The organism is Streptomyces sp. NRRL B-24085, assembly GCF_001282115.1.
Taxonomy (GTDB): domain Bacteria; phylum Actinomycetota; class Actinomycetes; order Streptomycetales; family Streptomycetaceae; genus Streptomyces.
In genome coordinates this window covers 20350-37801 of record NZ_LJBR01000122.1, presented here as the reverse complement: position 1 = coordinate 37801, position 17452 = coordinate 20350, and the positions used below count along the sequence as shown (strand labels likewise).

Annotated in this window: 14 protein-coding genes; 6 read left to right on the top strand and 8 right to left on the bottom strand. The window is 72.0% G+C overall.

Features of this window, described 5'->3' with window-relative positions:
- Positions 1-3: 3 nt before the first annotated feature.
- The 6 genes from AOJ26_RS15545 to AOJ26_RS15520 form a co-directional block, all read right to left on the bottom strand.
- The gene (locus AOJ26_RS15545) at positions 4-813 is read right to left on the bottom strand and encodes a siderophore-interacting protein (protein WP_053848871.1); all 810 of its coding nucleotides are present in this window, start codon (positions 811-813) and stop codon (positions 4-6) included.
- A gap of 93 nt (positions 814-906) precedes the next feature.
- Positions 907-1953, bottom strand: a complete 1047-nt coding sequence (locus AOJ26_RS15540; protein WP_053848870.1) for an ABC transporter substrate-binding protein — start codon at positions 1951-1953, stop codon at positions 907-909.
- 130 nt (positions 1954-2083) lie between these two features.
- Positions 2084-3244, bottom strand: a complete 1161-nt coding sequence (locus AOJ26_RS15535) for an acyl-CoA dehydrogenase family protein (RefSeq protein ID WP_053848869.1) — start codon at positions 3242-3244, stop codon at positions 2084-2086.
- A 6-nt stretch (positions 3245-3250) separates the two neighbouring features.
- On the bottom strand, positions 3251-4171 hold the full coding sequence (locus tag AOJ26_RS15530; protein WP_053848868.1) for a hydroxymethylglutaryl-CoA lyase: 921 nt from the start codon (positions 4169-4171) through the stop codon (positions 3251-3253).
- Positions 4168-6081: an acetyl/propionyl/methylcrotonyl-CoA carboxylase subunit alpha gene (locus AOJ26_RS15525; RefSeq protein WP_053848867.1), complete on the bottom strand. Its 1914-nt coding sequence runs from the start codon at positions 6079-6081 to the stop codon at positions 4168-4170. Before AOJ26_RS15525 ends, AOJ26_RS15530 begins: the two co-directional genes overlap by 4 nt.
- A 6-nt stretch (positions 6082-6087) precedes the next feature.
- The gene (locus AOJ26_RS15520; protein ID WP_053848866.1) at positions 6088-7704 is read right to left on the bottom strand and encodes a carboxyl transferase domain-containing protein; all 1617 of its coding nucleotides are present in this window, start codon (positions 7702-7704) and stop codon (positions 6088-6090) included.
- Positions 7705-7801: 97 nt separating this feature from the next.
- Between AOJ26_RS15520 and AOJ26_RS15515 the strand changes: the two genes are divergently transcribed.
- From AOJ26_RS15515 to AOJ26_RS15505, 3 genes are all read left to right on the top strand, one after another.
- A complete protein-coding gene (locus tag AOJ26_RS15515) occupies positions 7802-8395 on the top strand; it encodes a TetR/AcrR family transcriptional regulator (protein WP_053848865.1) in 594 nt (197 codons plus the stop codon).
- A gap of 96 nt (positions 8396-8491) precedes the next feature.
- Entirely contained in the window at positions 8492-9649 is a 1158-nt protein-coding gene (locus tag AOJ26_RS15510) for an acyl-CoA dehydrogenase family protein (RefSeq protein ID WP_053848864.1), read from the top strand.
- Positions 9650-9683: 34 nt separating this feature from the next.
- Complete coding sequence (locus AOJ26_RS15505; protein WP_053848863.1) at positions 9684-10556, top strand: acyl-CoA thioesterase; 873 nt, start codon at positions 9684-9686, stop codon at positions 10554-10556.
- A gap of 339 nt (positions 10557-10895) precedes the next feature.
- Here the strand turns inward: AOJ26_RS15505 and AOJ26_RS15500 are convergent, their stop codons facing one another.
- Both AOJ26_RS15500 and AOJ26_RS15495 read right to left on the bottom strand, forming a co-directional pair.
- Entirely contained in the window at positions 10896-11684 is a 789-nt protein-coding gene (locus AOJ26_RS15500) for a phosphatase (RefSeq protein ID WP_053848862.1), read from the bottom strand.
- Positions 11685-11753: 69 nt separating this feature from the next.
- Entirely contained in the window at positions 11754-13196 is a 1443-nt protein-coding gene (locus AOJ26_RS15495) for a PucR family transcriptional regulator (RefSeq protein ID WP_179200346.1), read from the bottom strand.
- Positions 13197-13320: 124 nt separating this feature from the next.
- On the opposite strand from AOJ26_RS15495, the gene AOJ26_RS15490 reads away from it, so the two are divergent.
- Genes AOJ26_RS15490 through AOJ26_RS15480 form a run of 3 tightly spaced genes read left to right on the top strand, consistent with a single transcriptional unit; the run spans position 13321 to position 17448 of the window.
- Complete coding sequence (locus AOJ26_RS15490; protein WP_053848860.1) at positions 13321-14766, top strand: sodium:solute symporter; 1446 nt, start codon at positions 13321-13323, stop codon at positions 14764-14766.
- 34 nt (positions 14767-14800) lie between these two features.
- The gene (gene speB, locus AOJ26_RS15485) at positions 14801-15769 is read left to right on the top strand and encodes an agmatinase (RefSeq protein WP_053848859.1); all 969 of its coding nucleotides are present in this window, start codon (positions 14801-14803) and stop codon (positions 15767-15769) included.
- Positions 15766-17448 (top strand): thiamine pyrophosphate-binding protein, encoded by a 1683-nt coding sequence (locus AOJ26_RS15480; protein ID WP_053848858.1) that lies wholly within the window; start codon positions 15766-15768, stop codon positions 17446-17448. The genes speB and AOJ26_RS15480 overlap by 4 nt, the downstream gene beginning before the upstream one ends.
- The last annotated feature ends 4 nt before the right edge of the window (positions 17449-17452 follow it).

Below are 17452 nucleotides of genomic sequence, written 5' to 3'. Positions count from 1 at the left end.
GGGTTACTCCGCCGCCCGGAGCTGCTCCTCGGTCATCCCGTGGCGCCAGTAGCCGACGAAGGTGACGCGGCGCCGGTCGATCCCGCGCTCGCGCACGAAGTGCCGCCGCAGCTCCTTCACGCACCCGGACTCGCCCGCGATCCACGCGTACGGCCGCTCGGCGGGCGGGAGTTGTGCCTCCCGGACGGCGTCCAGTGCCTTCTCCCCGACGAGCCAGGTGATCTCGGCGTCCGCGTCGGTCGCGAGGTCCTGGATGGTCCCTGCGTGCCGCACCTCCAGCCAGACGCGGGCGCGCTGCCCGGCGGGGAGGGCTTCGAGGATCGCGGAGACGGCGGGCAGGGCGGTCTCGTCGCCCCACAGCAGCACGAGATCGGTGTCGGCGGGCGGCCGGAACCGGATCGCCCGGTTGTCGGCGATCGCGGGCCCGAGCAACTGCACCCTGTCCCCGGCACGGGCCCGCGAGGCCCATGCGCACGCGGGCCCGGCGGGCTCGTGCAGCACGAAGTCGATGTCGATCTCGTCGGGATCGCGGCGGAGAGCCCGTAGCGTGTACGACCGCATCACGGCCCGCACGTCATCGGGCTGCTCCCGCCACGCCTGCCACCACCCGTCCCCGAGTTCGACGGGGACCCCGGGCTCGGTGCGCCCCTCGGCGGGCAGGAAGAGGGACAGGGACTGGTCGTGCCCGTACGAGTGGAACTCGCTGAGGTCGTCTCCGGTGAAGGTGACGCGGACCAAGGACGGCCCGAGTCGCCTCGTCCGTACCACCTGGAGTGAGAAGAAACGGAACGGAGCGGCTACGGCCGTGGTCACGGGGGTACCTCCTGAATCGACGTCAGGTGTGCCTACTCAAGGGCGCGGGGAACTGCGCGACAAGCCCCCACGCGCCCGCAGACGACAACGCGCCTAGCTGACCTTCTTCGCGGTCTCGATCGCCTTCGCGAGGTTCTCCACCATCGCCACGCACTTGTCGTACGACAGGATCGGCTCCGGAGAACGGGCGATGACCTGCCCGGCCTTCACCGCGGGCAGCTTCTTCCAGGTGGCCTCGGTGATGTCGGCCGGCTGGATCGTCGCCGTACGGTCGTCCATCATGATGATGTCGGCCTTGTACTTGTCGACGTTCTCCCAGCTCAGCGACTCGTACCAGCCGCCGGACGCCTTGAGCACGGACGCCGGGGGCTCCACGAAGTTCACGCCGAGGGCCTTGAAGTACTCCAGGTCGATGGAGAGGTTGGTGCCGGAGACGTAGAAGACGTCCTGGGCGGCGGACCCGGCGAGCACCTTGATGTCGGGGTGGGCCTTGGCCGCGGCGCGCAGCCGCTCCGACGCCGCCTCGAACCGCTTCTTCGCGTCGGTGACCTTCGCCGCCTTCATGTCGGCGCCGAGGGACTCGGCCAGCTCCCACACCCGCTGGAGGGGCGTGGTGATCTGACGGTCGTACACGGAGACCGCCACGCTCGGCGCCAGCTTGGCGATCTTGGAGGCGGAGGCCGCGGGGACGTACCAGAGGGTGCCGGCGCTGTCGAAGGTCGTGGAGATGAGGACCTCGGGCGCGAAGGCCGCGTACTGCTCGACGTTGAACTGGTCCCAGACGTTGCCGAAGACGGTCAGCTTGCTGACGTCCATGTCGCCGGCCTGGACGTCGGCCTTGCCGTCCTTGGTCTTGGTGGGGCCGAAGACGCCCTTGACCTCGATGCCGTAGTCGTACAGCGCGGCGGCGACGCCGACGAAGGCGACGATCTTCGTGGGGACCTTGTCGAGCTTGACGGTCGTGCCGCGGTCGTCCTTGAAGCTCCACGCCCCGGACTTGGCGGCCGTGGTCCCCTTGCCAGAGCCCTCGCTGCTGGAGTCGTCGTCACCGCAGGCCGCGAGCACGGCGCCGAGGCCGAGCGCGCCGCCCGCGGCGAGGATGCCACGGCGGGTGAGGTGGGCGGCTCTTGCGTTGGACATGTGTGGCTGCTTTCGAACGGGGCTGAGCGCCCGCCGGACAAGTTCGAACGTAGGTTAGCCTAACCTCATCGAATGTCCAGAGGGCGGGGCGCCGTCCCGTCCAAGCTGTGGACGCTCTGTGAGCTGCGGATTAACCCACCAGCCCCAACTCCCGTGCGATCAGCATCCGCTGGACCTCGCTGGTGCCCTCGCCGATCTCCAGGATCTTGGAGTCGCGCCACATCCGGGCCACCGGGTACTCGTTCATGAAGCCGTATCCGCCGTGGATCTGGGTGGCGTCACGGGCGTTGTCGACGGCGATCGTGGAGGAGTACAGCTTGGCGAGGGCCGCCTCCTTCTTGAAGGGCTCGCCGGCGACCAGGCGCGAGGCCGCGTCCCGCCAGGCGAGGCGGGCCGTGTGGGCCTTCATCTCCATGTCGGCGATCTTGAACTGGATGGCCTGGTTGGCGCCGATGGGCTTCCCGAACGCCTCCCGCTCCTTGGCGTACTTCACGGACTCGTCCACACAGCCCTGCGCGAGTCCGGTCGCGAGCGCCGCGATGGCGATCCGGCCCTCGTCGAGGATCCGCAGGAACTGGGCGTAGCCGCGGCCCTGTTCGCCCAGCAGGTTCGCCGCCGGGACCCGGACGTCGGAGAAGGACAGCTCACGGGTGTCGGAGGCGTTCCAGCCGACCTTGGAGTACGGCGGGGCGACGGTGAAGCCCGGGGTGCCCGAGGGGACGATGATCGAGGAGATCAGCGGCCTGCCGTCGGGCTTGCGGCCGGTGACCGCGGTGACGGTGACCAGGCCGGTGATGTCGGTGCCGGAGTTGGTGATGAAGCACTTGGTGCCGTTGATGACCCACTCGTCGGTGTCGGGGTCCAGGCGGGCCGTCGTGCGGGTCGCCCCGGCGTCGCTGCCGCCGTCCGGTTCCGTGAGGCCGAAGGCGCCCAGGATCTCGCCCGAGCACAGCCGGGGCAGCCACTCGCGCTTCTGCTCCTCGGTGCCGAACAGGTGCAGCGGCATGGCGCCGAGGGAGACGCCGGCCTCCAGGGTGATGGCCACCGACGAGTCCACGCGCGCGAGTTCCTCAAGCACCAGGCCGAGGGCCAGGTAGTCGCCGCCCATCCCGCCGTACTCCTCGGGGAACGGCAGCCCGAACAGGCCCATGCGGCCCATCTCGCGGACGATCTCGTAGGGGAACTCGTGGTGCTCGTAGTACTCGCCGATCTTCGGCGCCACCACGTCGTGGGCGAACTCCTCTACGGTACGGCGGAGTTCTTCCAGTTCGGGGGAGAGACGGTGGTCCATCGGGGTTCACTCCTGGTGGGAGAGGGCGCGGACGGTGCGGGACGGGCTGGGTCGGCCCAGGTGTTCGGCCATCCAGGCGCTGGTGGCGACGAGACGGCCGAGGTCGACACCGGTGTCGATGCCGAGGCCCTGAAGCATCCACACGAGGTCCTCGGTGGCGAGGTTGCCGGTGGCGGACTTGGCGTACGGGCAGCCGCCGAGGCCGCCCGCGGAGGCGTCCACGGTGGTGACGCCGTGCTGGAGGGCGGCGTGGGTGTTGGCGAGGGCCTGGCCGTAGGTGTCGTGGAAGTGCACGCCCACCTTCTCGACCGGGACGTCGAGCTCGGTCAGCAGCGCGCGGACGTGGCCCGGGGTGGCCACCCCGATGGTGTCGCCGAGGCTCAGCTCGTCGCAGCCCATGTCGAGCAGGGCGCGGCAGACCCTGGTGACCCGGGGGACCGGGACCGCGCCCTCCCAGGGGTCGCCGAAGCACATCGACAGGTAGCCGCGGACGTGTACGCCCTCGGCCTTGGCCCGCGCGACGACCGGCTCGAACATCGCCAGTGCCTCGTCGACCGTGCGGTTGAGGTTGGCCTTGGCGAAGGACTCGGTGGCGCTCGCGAACACGGCGACGCGGGTCGCGCCGAGCGCGAGGGCCCGGTCCAGGCCGCGTTCGTTGGGCACCAGGACCGGGAGGTCCACCGGGAGGTCGCTGATCTGCGGGAACAGCTGCTCCGCGTCGGCGAGCTGGGGCACCCACTTCGGGTGGACGAAGCTCGTCGCCTCGATCGTCGTCAGCCCGGCCTCGGCGAGGCGGCGCACGAACTCCGCCTTGACCTCGGTCGGCACGGTCGACTTCTCGTTCTGCAGGCCGTCGCGGGCGCCGACCTCGTGGATGCGGACCCGGGCGGGGAGCCCCGCTTCCGGCAGGACCATGGGGAGCGTCATTTCTCCTCCTCCACCGGGGCGATGACGGCGAGCACCTGGTCCATCGCGACCGTGGTGCCCGGAGTGACGTCCAGCTCGGCGACCGTGCCGGCGTGCGGGGCGGAGATGACGTGCTCCATCTTCATCGCCTCGACGACGAGCAGGCTCTGCCCGGCGGCCACCTCGTCCCCGACCGCGACCTTCACGACGGTCACCGTGCCGGGCATGGGCGCGGTGAGGGAGTCCGCCCCCGCGTGCCCGCCGCGGGTCAGGGACGCGGCCACCGGGTCGTGGTCCCGCACGTGCCAGGCGTCGCCGTCCCGGCCGATCCAGTCGGCGGCGCGGTGGAAGGTGTGCCGGACGCCGTCGAGGGTGACGGTGACCTGGTCGGCGGTGACGGTGTGGGTGCCGCGCGGGACGTACTCCACCGGGTCCTGCACCCGCAGGTGGAAGCCGACGGGCTTCGGGGCGCCCCCGAGCCGCCAGCCGCTCGGCACCGAGAACGGGTCGGTCCAGCCCTCCTCACGAGGCCGCAGCGCGTCGAGGCGTACGGCCGCCGCCGCCTCGTACACCTCCTCCGGTACGTCGGTGGAGACCAGGTCGTCCACCGCCCGCTCGACGAGCCCGGTGTCCAACTCGCCCCGCACCACGTCCGGATGGGCGAGGAGCCGGCGCAGGAAACCCGCGTTGGTCTGGACGCCGAGCGTCACCGTCTCCGCGAGGGCCGCCCGGAGCTTCCTGAGCGCGGTCGCGCGGTCCGGGCCGTACGCGATGACCTTGGACAGCATCGGGTCGTACAGGCTGCCGACCTCGGTGCCCTCGCTGAGCCCCGAGTCGGTGCGGACGCCGTCGCCCTGGGGTTCACGCAGGCGCAGCACCGTGCCGCCGGAGGGCAGGAAGCCGCGGGCGGGGTCCTCCGCGCAGACGCGGGCCTCGATCGCGTGCCCGGTGAGGGAGACGTCCTGCTGCCCGTACGGCAGCCGCTCGCCCGCGGCGACCCGGAGCTGCCACTCCACCAGGTCGAGTCCGGTGACCAGCTCGGTGACCGGGTGCTCCACCTGGAGTCGGGTGTTCATCTCCATGAAGTAGTACGACGAGGGATCGTCGCCCGGCACGATGAACTCCACCGTGCCCGCGCCCCGGTAGCCGCAGGAGCGGGCCGCCTCGACCGCCGCCGCGCCCATAGACGCGCGCGTGTCCTCGTCGAGGAGGACGCTGGGCGCCTCCTCGATGATCTTCTGGTGGCGGCGCTGGAGGGAGCACTCGCGCTCACCGAGGTGGATCACGTTGCCGTGGCCGTCCGCGAGCACCTGGATCTCGATGTGCCGGGGCCGGTCGACCCACCGCTCCACGAGCAGGGTGTCGTCGCCGAAGGAGGCGCGGGCCTCGCGGCGGGCCGCGGCGATCTCCTCGTCGAGCACCGTCAGGTCCCGGACCAGCCGCATGCCCTTGCCGCCGCCGCCCGCGCTGGGCTTGAGCAGCACCGGGGCGCCCAACGCGCGAGCCGCCTCGACGAGTTCGGGGTCCCGGCCGCCGGGGACCACGGGCACTCCGGCCGCCTGCACGGTCTCCTTGGCGCGGATCTTGTCGCCCATGAGGGCGATGGCGTCGGCGGGCGGCCCGATGAAGACCAGCCCGGCGTCGGCGCACGCGCGCGCGAAGGTCGCGTTCTCCGCGAGGAAGCCGTAGCCGGGGTGGACGGCCTGGGCGCCGGTGCGGGCGGCCGCCTCAAGGAGCCGCTCGGCGGACAGATAGCTCTCCGAGGCCGGCGCCGGCCCCAGCCGTACGGCGGTGTCGGCCTCCCGGACGTGCCGGGCGTCGGCGTCCGCGTCGGAGAAGACGGCGACGGAACGTACACCCAGGGCCCTGAGCGTGCGGATGACGCGGACCGCGATCTCGCCCCGGTTGGCGACAAGCACTGTGTCAAACATGGGTCCTCACATCCGGAAGACGCCGAACTGGGGATCGCCCAGCGGCGCGTTGGCGCATGCGGTCAGGGCCAGGCCGAGCACCTGACGGGTGTCCAGCGGGTCGATGACCCCGTCGTCCCAGAGCCGGGCGGTGGCGTAGTAGGCGTTGCCCTGGCGCTCGTACTGGGCGCGGATCGGGTCCTTGAAGGTCTCCTCGTCCTCGGCGGACCAGGTCTCCCCACGGGACTCCAACTGGTCCCGCTTGACGGTCGCGAGGACGGAGGCGGCCTGTTCGCCGCCCATGACGGAGATCTTGGCGTTGGGCCACATCCACAGGAAGCGGGGGGAGTAGGCCCGGCCGCACATCGAGTAGTTGCCGGCGCCGTACGAACCGCCGACGACGACGGTCAGCTTGGGCACGCGCGTGCAGGCGACCGCGGTCACCATCTTGGCGCCGTGCTTGGCGATGCCACCGGCCTCGTAGTCCCTGCCCACCATGAAGCCGGAGATGTTCTGGAGGAACAGCAGCGGGATGCCGCGCTGGTCGCACAGCTCGATGAAGTGGGCGCCCTTCTGGGCGGACTCGGAGAACAGGATGCCGTTGTTCGCCACGATCCCGACCGGGTGGCCGTGGATCCGGGCGAAGCCGGTGACCAGGGTCTGCCCGAACTCGGCCTTGAACTCGGCGAAACGCGAGCCGTCGGTGATGCGCGCGATGATCTCGCGGACGTCGTAGGGGGTGCGGGAGTCCACCGGCACCGCGCCGTAGAGGCCGTGGGGGTCGACCTTCGGCTCCACCGCGGGCTCCACGGACCACGGCAGCGGTCCGCGCGCGGGAAGGGTCGCCACGATGTTCCGGACGATCCGCAGCGCGTGGGCGTCGTCCTCGGCGAGGTGGTCGGTGACGCCGGAGATCCGGGAGTGCACCTCGCCGCCGCCGAGCTCCTCCGCGGTGACGACCTCGCCGGTGGCTGCCTTCACGAGGGGCGGGCCGCCGAGGAAGATCGTGCCCTGGTTGCGGACGATGACCGCCTCGTCGCTCATGGCGGGGACGTAGGCGCCCCCGGCCGTGCACGAGCCGAGCACCGCCGCGATCTGCGGGATGCCCGCGCCGGACATCCGGGCCTGGTTGTAGAAGATCCGCCCGAAGTGCTCGCGGTCCGGGAAGACCTCGTCCTGCATGGGCAGGAAGGCGCCGCCGGAGTCCACGAGGTAGACGCAGGGGAGGCGGTTGTCGAGGGCCACCTCCTGCGCGCGCAGGTGCTTCTTCACCGTCATCGGGTAGTACGTGCCGCCCTTGACGGTCGCGTCGTTGGCGACGACGACGCACTCGCGTCCGCTGACCCGCCCGATCCCGGCGATGACCCCGGCGGCCGGGGCCTGCCCGTCGTACATCCCGTCGGCGGCGAGCGGGGCCAGCTCCAGGAAGGGCGAACCGGGGTCCAGGAGGGTGTCGACCCGGTCCCTGGGCAACAGCTTGCCGCGCGCGGTGTGCCGCTCGCGCGCCTTCTCGCCGCCGCCCATGCCGGCGGCGGCGAGCTTGTCCCGCAGCTCGTCCACGAGGGCCCGGTGGGCCTCCTCGTTGGCCTTCCAGGCCGCCGACGCGGGATCTGCCGCGCTCGTCAGCTCGGGTGCCTGATCCATGTCCCGCGGTCCCCTCACCCAGTGATCGCCTGTTAATGAGCGTTAACCATTTCCTCCAGGTTAACGACCGCTAACCTCCCTGTCTAGAATTGCCTCCATGGCCACCAGAACCGACGCCCCCAGCCGCCGCGAGCAGATCCTCAAGGAGGCCGCGCGGCTGTTCGCCGAGCGGGGGTTCCACGGCGTGGGCGTGGACGAGATAGGCGCGGCGGTCGGCATCAGCGGTCCCGGGCTCTACCGGCACTTCGCGGGCAAGGACGCGATGCTGGCGGAGCTGCTGGTCGGCATCAGCGGCCGCCTCCTGACGGGCGGCAAGCGCAGGGTCGCAGAGTCGGACGGCCGGGACCCCGGGGCGCTGCTGGACTCGCTGATCGAGGGCCACATCGACTTCGCGCTGGACGACCGCCCCCTGATCACCCTGCACGACCGCGAGCTGGACCGCCTGCGCGACAGCGACCGCAAGCTGGTGCGGCAGCTCCAGCGGCAGTACGTCGAGCTGTGGGTGGCGAGCCTGCGCGAGGTCTACCCCGGCCTCGCCGAACCCGCGGCCCGCTCGGCCGTGCACTCCGTCTTCGGCCTCCTGAACTCCACCCCGCATCTGGGCCGCCCCGGCTCCCTCCCGGGCCGCGGCGCCACGGCGGAGCTGCTGCACCGCATGGCCAGGGGGGCGTTCGCGGCCGCGGCGGCGTGACGAGCGTTACGGGGGCAGCTCTGGACGCCTCTCCCTACCCGCCGGTACCTTGATGTTCTGAGCAAGCGCTTAGACACGTACCTGGAGGTGGCGGCGGTGCGCCGTACTGTGTTCAACGAGGACCACGAGGCGTTCCGGGAGACCCTGCGCGCCTTCATCGAGGCCGAGGTCGTCCCGGTCTACGACGAGTGGTTCCAGGCCGGCCAGGCGCCGCGCGACTTCTACTACAAGCTCGCCGAGCTCGGCATCTTCGGCATCCGCGTGGACGAGGAGTACGGCGGCGCCGGCATCGACTCGTACAAGTTCGAGGCCGTCATGTACGAGGAGACCGCACGCGCGGGCGTGCAGTTCGGCGGCTCCGGTGTGCACGTCCTGCTCGGCCTGCCGTACATCAAGATGCTCGCCACCGACGAGCAGAAGAAGCGCTTCCTGCCGAAGTTCGTCACCGGCGAGGAGATGTGGGCCCTCGCGATGACCGAGCCGGGCACCGGCTCCGACCTCGCGGGCATGAAGACCACCGCCAAGCTCTCCGAGGACGGCACGCACTACGTCCTCAACGGCTCCAAGACCTTCATCACCGGTGGCGTGCACGCCGACCGCGTGATCGTCTGCGCCCGCACCTCCGCGCCCACCGCCGAGGACCGCCGCCACGGCATCTCCCTGTTCGCCGTGGACACCAAGTCCGAGGGCTACTCCATCGGCCGCAAGCTGGACAAGCTCGGCCTGAAGACCTCCGACACCGCCGAGCTGGCGTTCGTCGACGTGAAGGTCCCCGTCGAGGACCTCCTCGGCGAGGAGAACAAGGGCTTCTACTACCTCGGCCACAACCTGGCCTCCGAGCGCTGGGGCATCGCCTTCGGCGCCTACGCCCAGGCCAAGGCCGCCGTCCGGTTCGCCAAGGAGTACGTGCAGGACCGCACGGTCTTCGGCAAGCCCGTCGCCTCCTTCCAGAACACCAAGTTCGAACTGGCCGCCTGCCAGGCCGAGGTGGACGCCGCCGAGGCCGTCGCCGACCGCGCCCTGGAGGCCCTGGACGCCGGTGAGCTGACCCCGGCCGAGGCCGCCAGCGCCAAGCTGTTCTGCACCGAGGTCGCGCACCGCGTCATCGACCGCTGCCTCCAGCTGCACGGCGGCTACGGCTTCATGAACGAGTACCCGATCGCCCGCCTGTACGCGGACAACCGGGTCAACCGCATCTACGGCGGCACCAGCGAGATCATGAAGACGATCATCGCGAAGGACATGGGCCTGTAAGCCGAGCGATATCACCGGCCGGTACAACAGCTCCATGAGCCAGGCACTTCAGTCCCTCCTCGATCTCCTCGACCTCGAGCAGATCGAGGAGGACATCTTCCGCGGCCACTCCCGCCCCGCCGTCGTCCCCCGCGTCTTCGGCGGGCAGGTCGCGGCGCAGGCGCTGGTCGCCGCCGGGCGGACGGTCCCCGAGGACCGGCTCGCCCACTCCCTGCACGCGTACTTCCTGCGTCCCGGCGACCCGGGCGCGCCGATCGTCTACACGGTCGACCGCATGAACGACGGCCGCTCCTTCACCGCGCGCCGTGTGCTCGCGGTCCAGCACGGCCAGCCGATCTTCGCCCTCTCCGCGTCCTTCCAGCGGCACGAGGACGGCTTCGAGCACCAGGCCGCCATGCCGGCCGCCCCCGATCCGGCGACGCTGCCCACCTCCGCGGACCGGCTGCGCGGCTACGACCACCTCGATCCGACGGTCGTGGAGCGCTTCCTGGAGGCCCGCGAGGCGATCGACCTGCGGTACGTGGACGAGCCGCCGTTCGGTCGGTTCGGCGAGCCGCGCGAACCGCACTCGCAGGTCTGGTTCCGCACCAACGGCAAGCTCGCTGACGACCCGCTGCTGCACGTCGTCCTCGCCACGTACGTCTCCGACATGACGCTCCTCGACTCGATCCTCCTCGCGCACGGGCGCGGCGGCTGGGCGGTCGGTGACGTGGTCGGCGCGTCCCTGGACCACGCGATGTGGTTCCACCGGCCCTTCCGCGCCGACGAATGGCTCCTGTACGACCAGGAGTCCCCGTCGGCCTCCGGCGGCCGCGGCCTCGGCCAGGCCCGCATCTACACCCAGGACGGCCGCCTGGCCATCTCGGTGATCCAGGAGGGCGTGGTCCGAGCACCCCGAAGCCCCTGAGAAGCTCCGGGCCGGTCCTCGCCGTGCGGCCCACCGCCACGGGGCCACCGCACGCGGGCGCCGGGATGCTGCCGTCCGTCCCGGCCGCGCGGCTCGCGGTGCCGGACCCGGTCCCGCGTCCCTTGCCGTCGCAGCGTGCCGCCGCCCCTCTCCGCCGTACGCCTCGCCGTGCCGGAGTCCGGGCACCTGTGCCGGGATGCCGCCGTCCGTCCCGGTCGCGCCTCGCCGTGCGGGAGTCCGGGGACCGATGCCGGGTGGCCGTGGTCTTATCGGCTGCCGCCCCGCCCACGCCCCTCGGCGCGCGCCCGCACAGCCAGCCGTCCCGTTCCCTCGTGGGGGCTACCGCAGGTCCGCCTCGCCGAGCAGGTATGCCGTCATCGGGTCGTAGTAGCGCGGGCTCACCACGTGGTCGTCGAGGGGGACCGTCACCTGGAGGGTGCCCTCCGCCTCGCCGACGAAGAGGGCCGGGTCGTTGGAGTCGGCGTAGCCCACGGAGTCCACGCCGTGCTGTCCCGCGTACCCCGCCCAGCCGTGGTCGGCGACGACCAGGTCGGGCAGCGGGCGGCCCTCGCGCTCCAGGGCCGTGAGGATGGCCTTCATCGGGTCGCCGGAGTGGGTGTGCCACAGCGTGGCGCCGTGCTCCAGGACCGCCACGTCCGCGAACTGCATGACGTACCCCTCGTCCGTCTGGAGCCCGTCCGGGATGACGACGATCTCGCAGCCCGCGGCGCGCAGCGCGGCGGCCGTGGCGTGGTGGACGTCGAGGAGTCCGCCGGGGTGGCCGGTCGCGAACAGCACCCGCTGCTGCCCGTCGGCCGCCTTGCGCAGCCGGGCCGCCATCCGCTCCAGGGCGCTCACGGTCAGCTCGGGGTCGATGGTGTCCTGGCCGTACCGGTACTCCGGGTCGTCGTTGACGCCCACCCGCTCCGCCATCACCGCGAGCACGTCCTGCTCGTCGGTCCACCGCTCCCCGAGCTCCAGCCCGAGCCAGTAGTGGCGGTTGCCGTTCGCGAGCTGGCGGTAGTGGGAGAGGTTGTTCTCCCGCGGGGTGGCCACCTCGCCCGCGATACGGGTCTGCACGAGGTGGTCGACGAGCTCGGCGCGGCTGGGTGTCCCGGGTATCGGCATGCCTCCATTCTGAGGCACGCCCTCACGGGACCGCCGTGCATCCCGCACGCTGGGACACGGCGCCCCCGGTCATGGCCGGCGCAGCGCGAACCACAGCTCCATCCGTACGTCCGGGTCGTCCAGGTCCAGCTCCAGCAGCGCCGCGCACTTCGCGATCCGCTGCCGCACGGTGTTGCGGTGCACGTCCAGCGCGACCGCCGTACGGTCCCAGCTGCCGTGCAGGGACAGCCAGGTGCGCAGGGTCTCGGTGAGGGCGGGGGAGAGCGGGGCGAGGAGGGCTCGGGCGTGCGCCTCGGCGTCCGGCTCCGGCACCAGGTCGGCCAGGGCGGGACGGGCCGCGTACCGGACGAGCCCGGCACGGGTCGCGCGGGCGCGGGCCAGCGCACGGCCCGCCTGGGTGTCGGCGACCGTCCACTCCGCCGGTCCGGCGGCCGCGCTGACCCCGAGCGTCCACCCGGGCTGCGGGGCCGGTTCCCGGTCGGCGGGCAGCAGCACCCGTACGACGTCCCCGGCCATGTCCACCAGCGGCGACCCGAGCGCCGCACCGAGCGCGGAGGCCGCGACCGGGTCGGGAGCGGCGGGGCTGTCGGGCCGGGCGTGCACGACGACCCACAGCTCGCCCCCGAGGAGCGGGGCCACGTCCTGGGCCGGGGCGCCCAGCAGCAGCCGTACCAGGGCGGACGAGCGCGCCGCCTCCGACCCGCTCTGATGCTCACCGGTGAGCAGCGACAGCAGCACGGCGGCGACCGAGGCGATGGTGTGGTCGCCGGGGTCGCGGCGGGGCGCGGCCACCCCGAGGACGAAGCCGTGCCCGGCGCCGAGGGCGTAGGCGGCCAGATGGAGGCCGGCGGTGGTGTCGGTGGCCGTGGTGGAGGAGCGCTCGGTGACGAGCCGGCTCAGCCGCGCCAGCTCCCCGTCGCCCTGCCGCCTGCCCGCCGCCGCGACCTCCGTGCCCTCCGGGCCGTACAGCACCGCCCACCCCCCGACCCGCTGGGCGAGCTGGCGCAGCACCGACGGCACCGGGTCGGAGCGGGAGGCGGCCGCGGCCAGGCTCTGCTGGGCCTCGGTGACGCGGCGCAGTTCCGCGTGCCGGGCCTGGGCCATCAGCTGCCAGACGGCCCGGGCCACTCCGGAGAAGGTGGTCTCGGGCGGGACCTCGACCAGCGGCAGCCCGTAGGCGTCGCAGGCCGCGACCAGGGCGCGCGGGACCGTGTCGTGCACCGGTGCCACGCCGAAGCCGAGCGCCGCCCCGCCGGCCGCGACGATCCTCGCCACGTAGTCGTCGAAGTAGGTGCCCGAGCCCGCCGCCTCCGGGATGTGCACCCCCGCCGTCAGCAGCAGCTCACCGCCCAGCAGGTACGGGTACGGGTCCGCCATCTCCGAGGTGTGCGCCCAGTGGACCACCGTGGCGGGGTCCGAGGGCCCCGCGATCTGCCGCAGCCCCAGGTCCTCCCGGGCCAGCAGCGCGGCCAGAGGGACCGGTGGGGTGGGTGGGACAGCCGGGTCCGGCATCGTGGACGTTCCCTCCATCCGGCGCCGTGCGAATGGATGAAACGTACACTTCGCAGTCGCTTTCCGGCCACCTACTGTCGACGCAGACCCGCTGGGCGCGGACCGGCAGAAGGAGGGCTCCGACATGGCCGTCGACTACACAGTGATCGTCGTCTATCTGGCCGGCATGCTCGCCATGGGGTGGTGGGGCATGCGCCGCGCCAGGTCCAAGAGCGAGTTCCTGGTCGCCGGGCGCCGCCTCGGCCCCGCGATGTACTCCGGCACCATGGCGGCGATCGTCCTCGGCGGCGCCTCCACCATCGGCGGTGTGGGCCTCGGCTACCAGTACGGCCTCTCCGGTGCCTGGATGGTCTTCACCATCGGCCTCGGCCTGCTGGCCCTGTCCGTCTTCTTCTCCGCCCGCATCGCCCGCCTCAAGGTCTACACCGTCTCCGAGATGCTGGATCTCCGGTACGGCGGCCGGGCCGGGGTCATCTCCGGCGTGGTCATGTGGGCGTACACCCTCATGCTGGCGGTCACCTCGACCATCGCCTACGCCACGATCTTCGACGTCCTCTTCGACATGAACCGGACCGTCGCGATCATCCTGGGCGGCTCGATCGTCGTCGCCTACTCCACCCTCGGCGGCATGTGGTCCATCACCCTCACGGACATGGTGCAGTTCGTGGTGAAGACCATCGGTGTACTGCTTCTGCTCCTGCCGATCGCCGTCGTGAAGGCGGGCGGGTTCTCCGAGATGAAGGCGAAGCTGCCCACCGAGTACTTCGACCCGCTGGGCATCGGCGGCGAGACGATCTTCACCTACGTGCTGATCTACACCTTCGGCATGCTCATCGGTCAGGACATCTGGCAGCGCGTGTTCACCGCCCGCAGCGACACCACCGCCAAGTGGGGCGGCACGGTCGCCGGCACCTACTGCCTCGCCTACGCCCTCGCCGGCGCCGTCATCGGCACCGCCGCCAAGGTGCTCTACCCGAACCTGGCCAACGCGGACGACGCCTTCGCGACCATCGTCAAGGACGAACTCCCCGTCGGCGTCCGGGGCCTGGTGCTGGCCGCCGCGCTCGCCGCCGTGATGTCGACGTCCTCGGGCGCGCTGATCGCCTGCGCGACCGTCGCCAACAACGACATCTGGTCGCGGCTGCGCGGAAGGACCGCCGAGGGCGAACGCGACGAGGTCCAGGGCAACCGGGTCTTCATCCTCGTGATGGGCATCGCCGTCATCGCCACGGCCATCGCCCTCAACAACGTCGTCGAGGCGCTGACGGTGGCGTACAACCTTCTCGTCGGCGGTCTCCTCGTCCCCATCCTCGGCGGCCTGCTGTGGAAGCGCGGCACCGCCCAGGGCGCGCTGGCCTCCGTGGCCGTCGGCGGCCTCGCCGTCATCGGTCTGATGGCCGGCTACGGCATCCTCGCCAACGAGCCCGTGTACTACGGCCTGTTGGCCTCCCTGGCCGCCTACGTCGCCGTATCCCTGGCGACCCCGGCGACCGACACCGCGGTACTCGCGGCCTGGCGGGAACGACTCGCCGGGCGCGAGGTCCCCGAGCCGGTACCGGCACCCCGGTAGACCGAACGCAGAGACACAAGGAAGGCATACGACCATGAGCTCCCCCGAGACCCCCCGCGGCCCCGTCGACTCCTCCCGCATCCCGCGCTACGCCGGGCCCGCGACCTTCGCCCGGCTGCCGCGGCTCGACGAGGTCGGCCGGGCCGACGTCGCCGTGGTCGGGGTGCCGTTCGACTCGGGGGTCTCCTACCGGCCCGGCGCCCGCTTCGGCGGCAACGCGATCCGTGAGGCGTCCCGGCTGCTCAGGCCCTACAACCCGGCGCAGGACGCGTCCCCGTTCGCCCTCGCCCAGGTGGCGGACGGCGGCGACATCGCCGTGAACCCGTTCAACATCAACGAGGCCGTCGAGACCGTCGAGGCGGCGGCCGACGAGCTGCTGGGGACCGGCGCCCGCCTGATGACCCTCGGCGGCGACCACACCATCGCGCTCCCGCTGCTCAGGTCCGTCGCGAAGAAGCACGGCCCGGTCGCCCTGCTGCACTTCGACGCCCACCTCGACACCTGGGACACGTACTTCGGCGCGGAGTACACCCACGGGACGCCGTTCCGGCGCGCGGTGGAGGAGGGCATCCTCGACACCTCGGCGCTCTCCCACGTCGGCACCCGCGGCCCGCTCTACGGCAAGCAGGACCTCACCGACGACGAGAAGATGGGCTTCGGCATCGTCACCTCGGCGGACATCTACCGCAGGGGCGCCGACGAGGTCGCCGACCAGCTCCGGCAGCGCATCGGCGACCGGCCCCTCTACATCTCCATCGACATCGACTGCCTGGACCCGGCCCACGCGCCCGGCACCGGCACCCCCGAGGCGGGCGGCATGACCTCCCGCGAGCTGCTGGAGATCCTGCGCGGTCTGGCATCGTGCAACCTGGTGTCGGCGGACGTCGTCGAGGTGGCCCCCGCGTACGACCACGCGGAGATCACGTCGGTGGCGGCCTCCCACACCGCCTACGAACTGACCACGATCATGTCCTGCCAGATTGCAGAGGCCCGCGCGCAGTGACTCACGACCACGACCTGGTGCTCCGTCCGACCGAGGCACAGATCTCGGCGGCTCTGAACCCGCCTCCCGGCCGCAACGGCGGAGACCTGGTCGTGGAGACCCTGGCCGGGCTGGGCGCGACGACCGTCTTCGGCCTGCCCGGCCAGCACGCGCTCGGCATGTTCGACGCGCTGCGCCGCTCCGACCTGCGGTACATCGGCCTGCGGGTGGAGAACAACGCCGGTTTCGCGGCGGACGCGTACGGCAGGATGACGGGGGAGGCGGCCCCGCTGCTGCTGTCCACGGGCCCGGGGGCGCTGACGTCGCTGGCCGCCCTCCAGGAAGCCGCGGCCGCCTCCGCCCCCGTCCTGGCGATCAGCAGCCAGGTCCCGACCGCCGGCCTGGGCGGCGGCCGCCACGGCTACCTCCACGAACTCCCGGACCAGGCGGCCTCCTTCCGGGGTGTGGTGAAGTCCGTCCACACCGTCCGCACCCAGTCGCAGATCCCGTCCGCGGTCGAGGCGGCCTGGAAGTCGGCGCTGACCGCCCCGCACGGGCCGGTGTGGGTGGAGATCCCGCAGGACGTGCTGCTCGCCGAGACCTCGATTCCGGTGGTGACGGGCGGCGACGCCTTCCCCGAGGAGCTGCCGCCGCGCCCCGAACTCACGGCGCTGGCCGCGCACCTGCTGTCGAACGCCGTCCGCCCGGCGATCATCGCGGGCGGGGGAGTCGTACGGTCGGACGCCTCCCGCAAGCTGCGGCAGCTGGCCGAGACGCTGCGGGCGCCGGTCGTCACCACCCCCGGCGGCAAGGGCGCCTTCCCCTGGACGCACCCGCTGTCCCTCCAGTCGTGGATCGAGGACCGCCACACCACGGACTTCCTGGAGGACGCGGACGTCCTGCTGGTGGTGGGCTCGGGGCTGGGTGAACTGTCGTCCAACTACCACACGTTCAAGCCACGCGGCCGAGTGATCCAGATCGAGGCGGACCTCGGCAAGCTGGAGTCCAACCATCCCGCGCTGGGCATCCACGCGGACGCCCGCCTCGCGTTGCAGGCGCTGCTGGAGACGGTGACGCCGAGGACGGACGAGGAGGCCCCGGAGCGGGTGCGGGAGGTCCTGGCCCGCGTCGCGGAGCGGATCGCCGCCCAGGAACTCACCCTGGAACAGGACGTGCTGGCGTCGGTCCGCAGGGCGCTCCCCGCCGACTCGCCGTCCTTCTGGGACATGACGATCCTGGCCTACTGGGCCTGGTCGGCGTTCGACGCCAAGGGCCCCAACCACATGCACTCGGCCCAGGGCGCCGGCGGCCTCGGCTACGGCTTCCCCGCGGCTCTGGGAGCGGCGGTGGCCGACCCGACCCGCCCGGTGCTGGCGGTCTCCGGCGACGGCGGCGCGCTGTACTCCGTCGCCGAGTTGGCGACCGCCCGCCAGTACGACCTGAACGTCACCTGGCTGATCGTCGACGACGGCGGCTACGGCATCCTGCGCGAGTACATGACGGACGCCTTCGGCCAGGCCACGGCGACCGAGCTGACCCGCCCGGACTACGTGGCACTGGCCGAGTCCTTCGGCGTCCCCGGGGTCCGCACGACCCCGGAGACCCTCGCGGACGACCTCGCGAAGGCGCTCGGCTCACCGGGGCCCTCGGTGGTCGTCCTCCCGGCGGTGCTGCGGATGTTCGCACCCACGCACCTGTAGCCGG

Bases quoted from the DNA above. Each gene is read 5' to 3' on its own strand.
- AOJ26_RS15540 (WP_053848870.1), bottom strand. From the start codon at position 1,953: ATGTCCAACGCAAGAGCCGCCCACCTCACCCGCCGTGGCATCCTCGCC.
- AOJ26_RS15535 (WP_053848869.1), bottom strand. From the start codon at position 3,244: ATGGACCACCGTCTCTCCCCCGAACTGGAAGAACTCCGCCGTACCGTA.
- AOJ26_RS15530 (WP_053848868.1), bottom strand. From the start codon at position 4,171: ATGACGCTCCCCATGGTCCTGCCGGAAGCGGGGCTCCCCGCCCGGGTC.
- AOJ26_RS15525 (WP_053848867.1), bottom strand. From the start codon at position 6,081: ATGTTTGACACAGTGCTTGTCGCCAACCGGGGCGAGATCGCGGTCCGC.
- AOJ26_RS15520 (WP_053848866.1), bottom strand. From the start codon at position 7,704: ATGGATCAGGCACCCGAGCTGACGAGCGCGGCAGATCCCGCGTCGGCG.
- AOJ26_RS15515 (WP_053848865.1), top strand. From the start codon at position 7,802: ATGGCCACCAGAACCGACGCCCCCAGCCGCCGCGAGCAGATCCTCAAG.
- AOJ26_RS15505 (WP_053848863.1), top strand. From the start codon at position 9,684: ATGAGCCAGGCACTTCAGTCCCTCCTCGATCTCCTCGACCTCGAGCAG.
- AOJ26_RS15500 (WP_053848862.1), bottom strand. From the start codon at position 11,684: ATGCCGATACCCGGGACACCCAGCCGCGCCGAGCTCGTCGACCACCTC.
- AOJ26_RS15495 (WP_179200346.1), bottom strand. From the start codon at position 13,196: ATGCCGGACCCGGCTGTCCCACCCACCCCACCGGTCCCTCTGGCCGCG.
- AOJ26_RS15490 (WP_053848860.1), top strand. From the start codon at position 13,321: ATGGCCGTCGACTACACAGTGATCGTCGTCTATCTGGCCGGCATGCTC.
- speB (WP_053848859.1), top strand. From the start codon at position 14,801: ATGAGCTCCCCCGAGACCCCCCGCGGCCCCGTCGACTCCTCCCGCATC.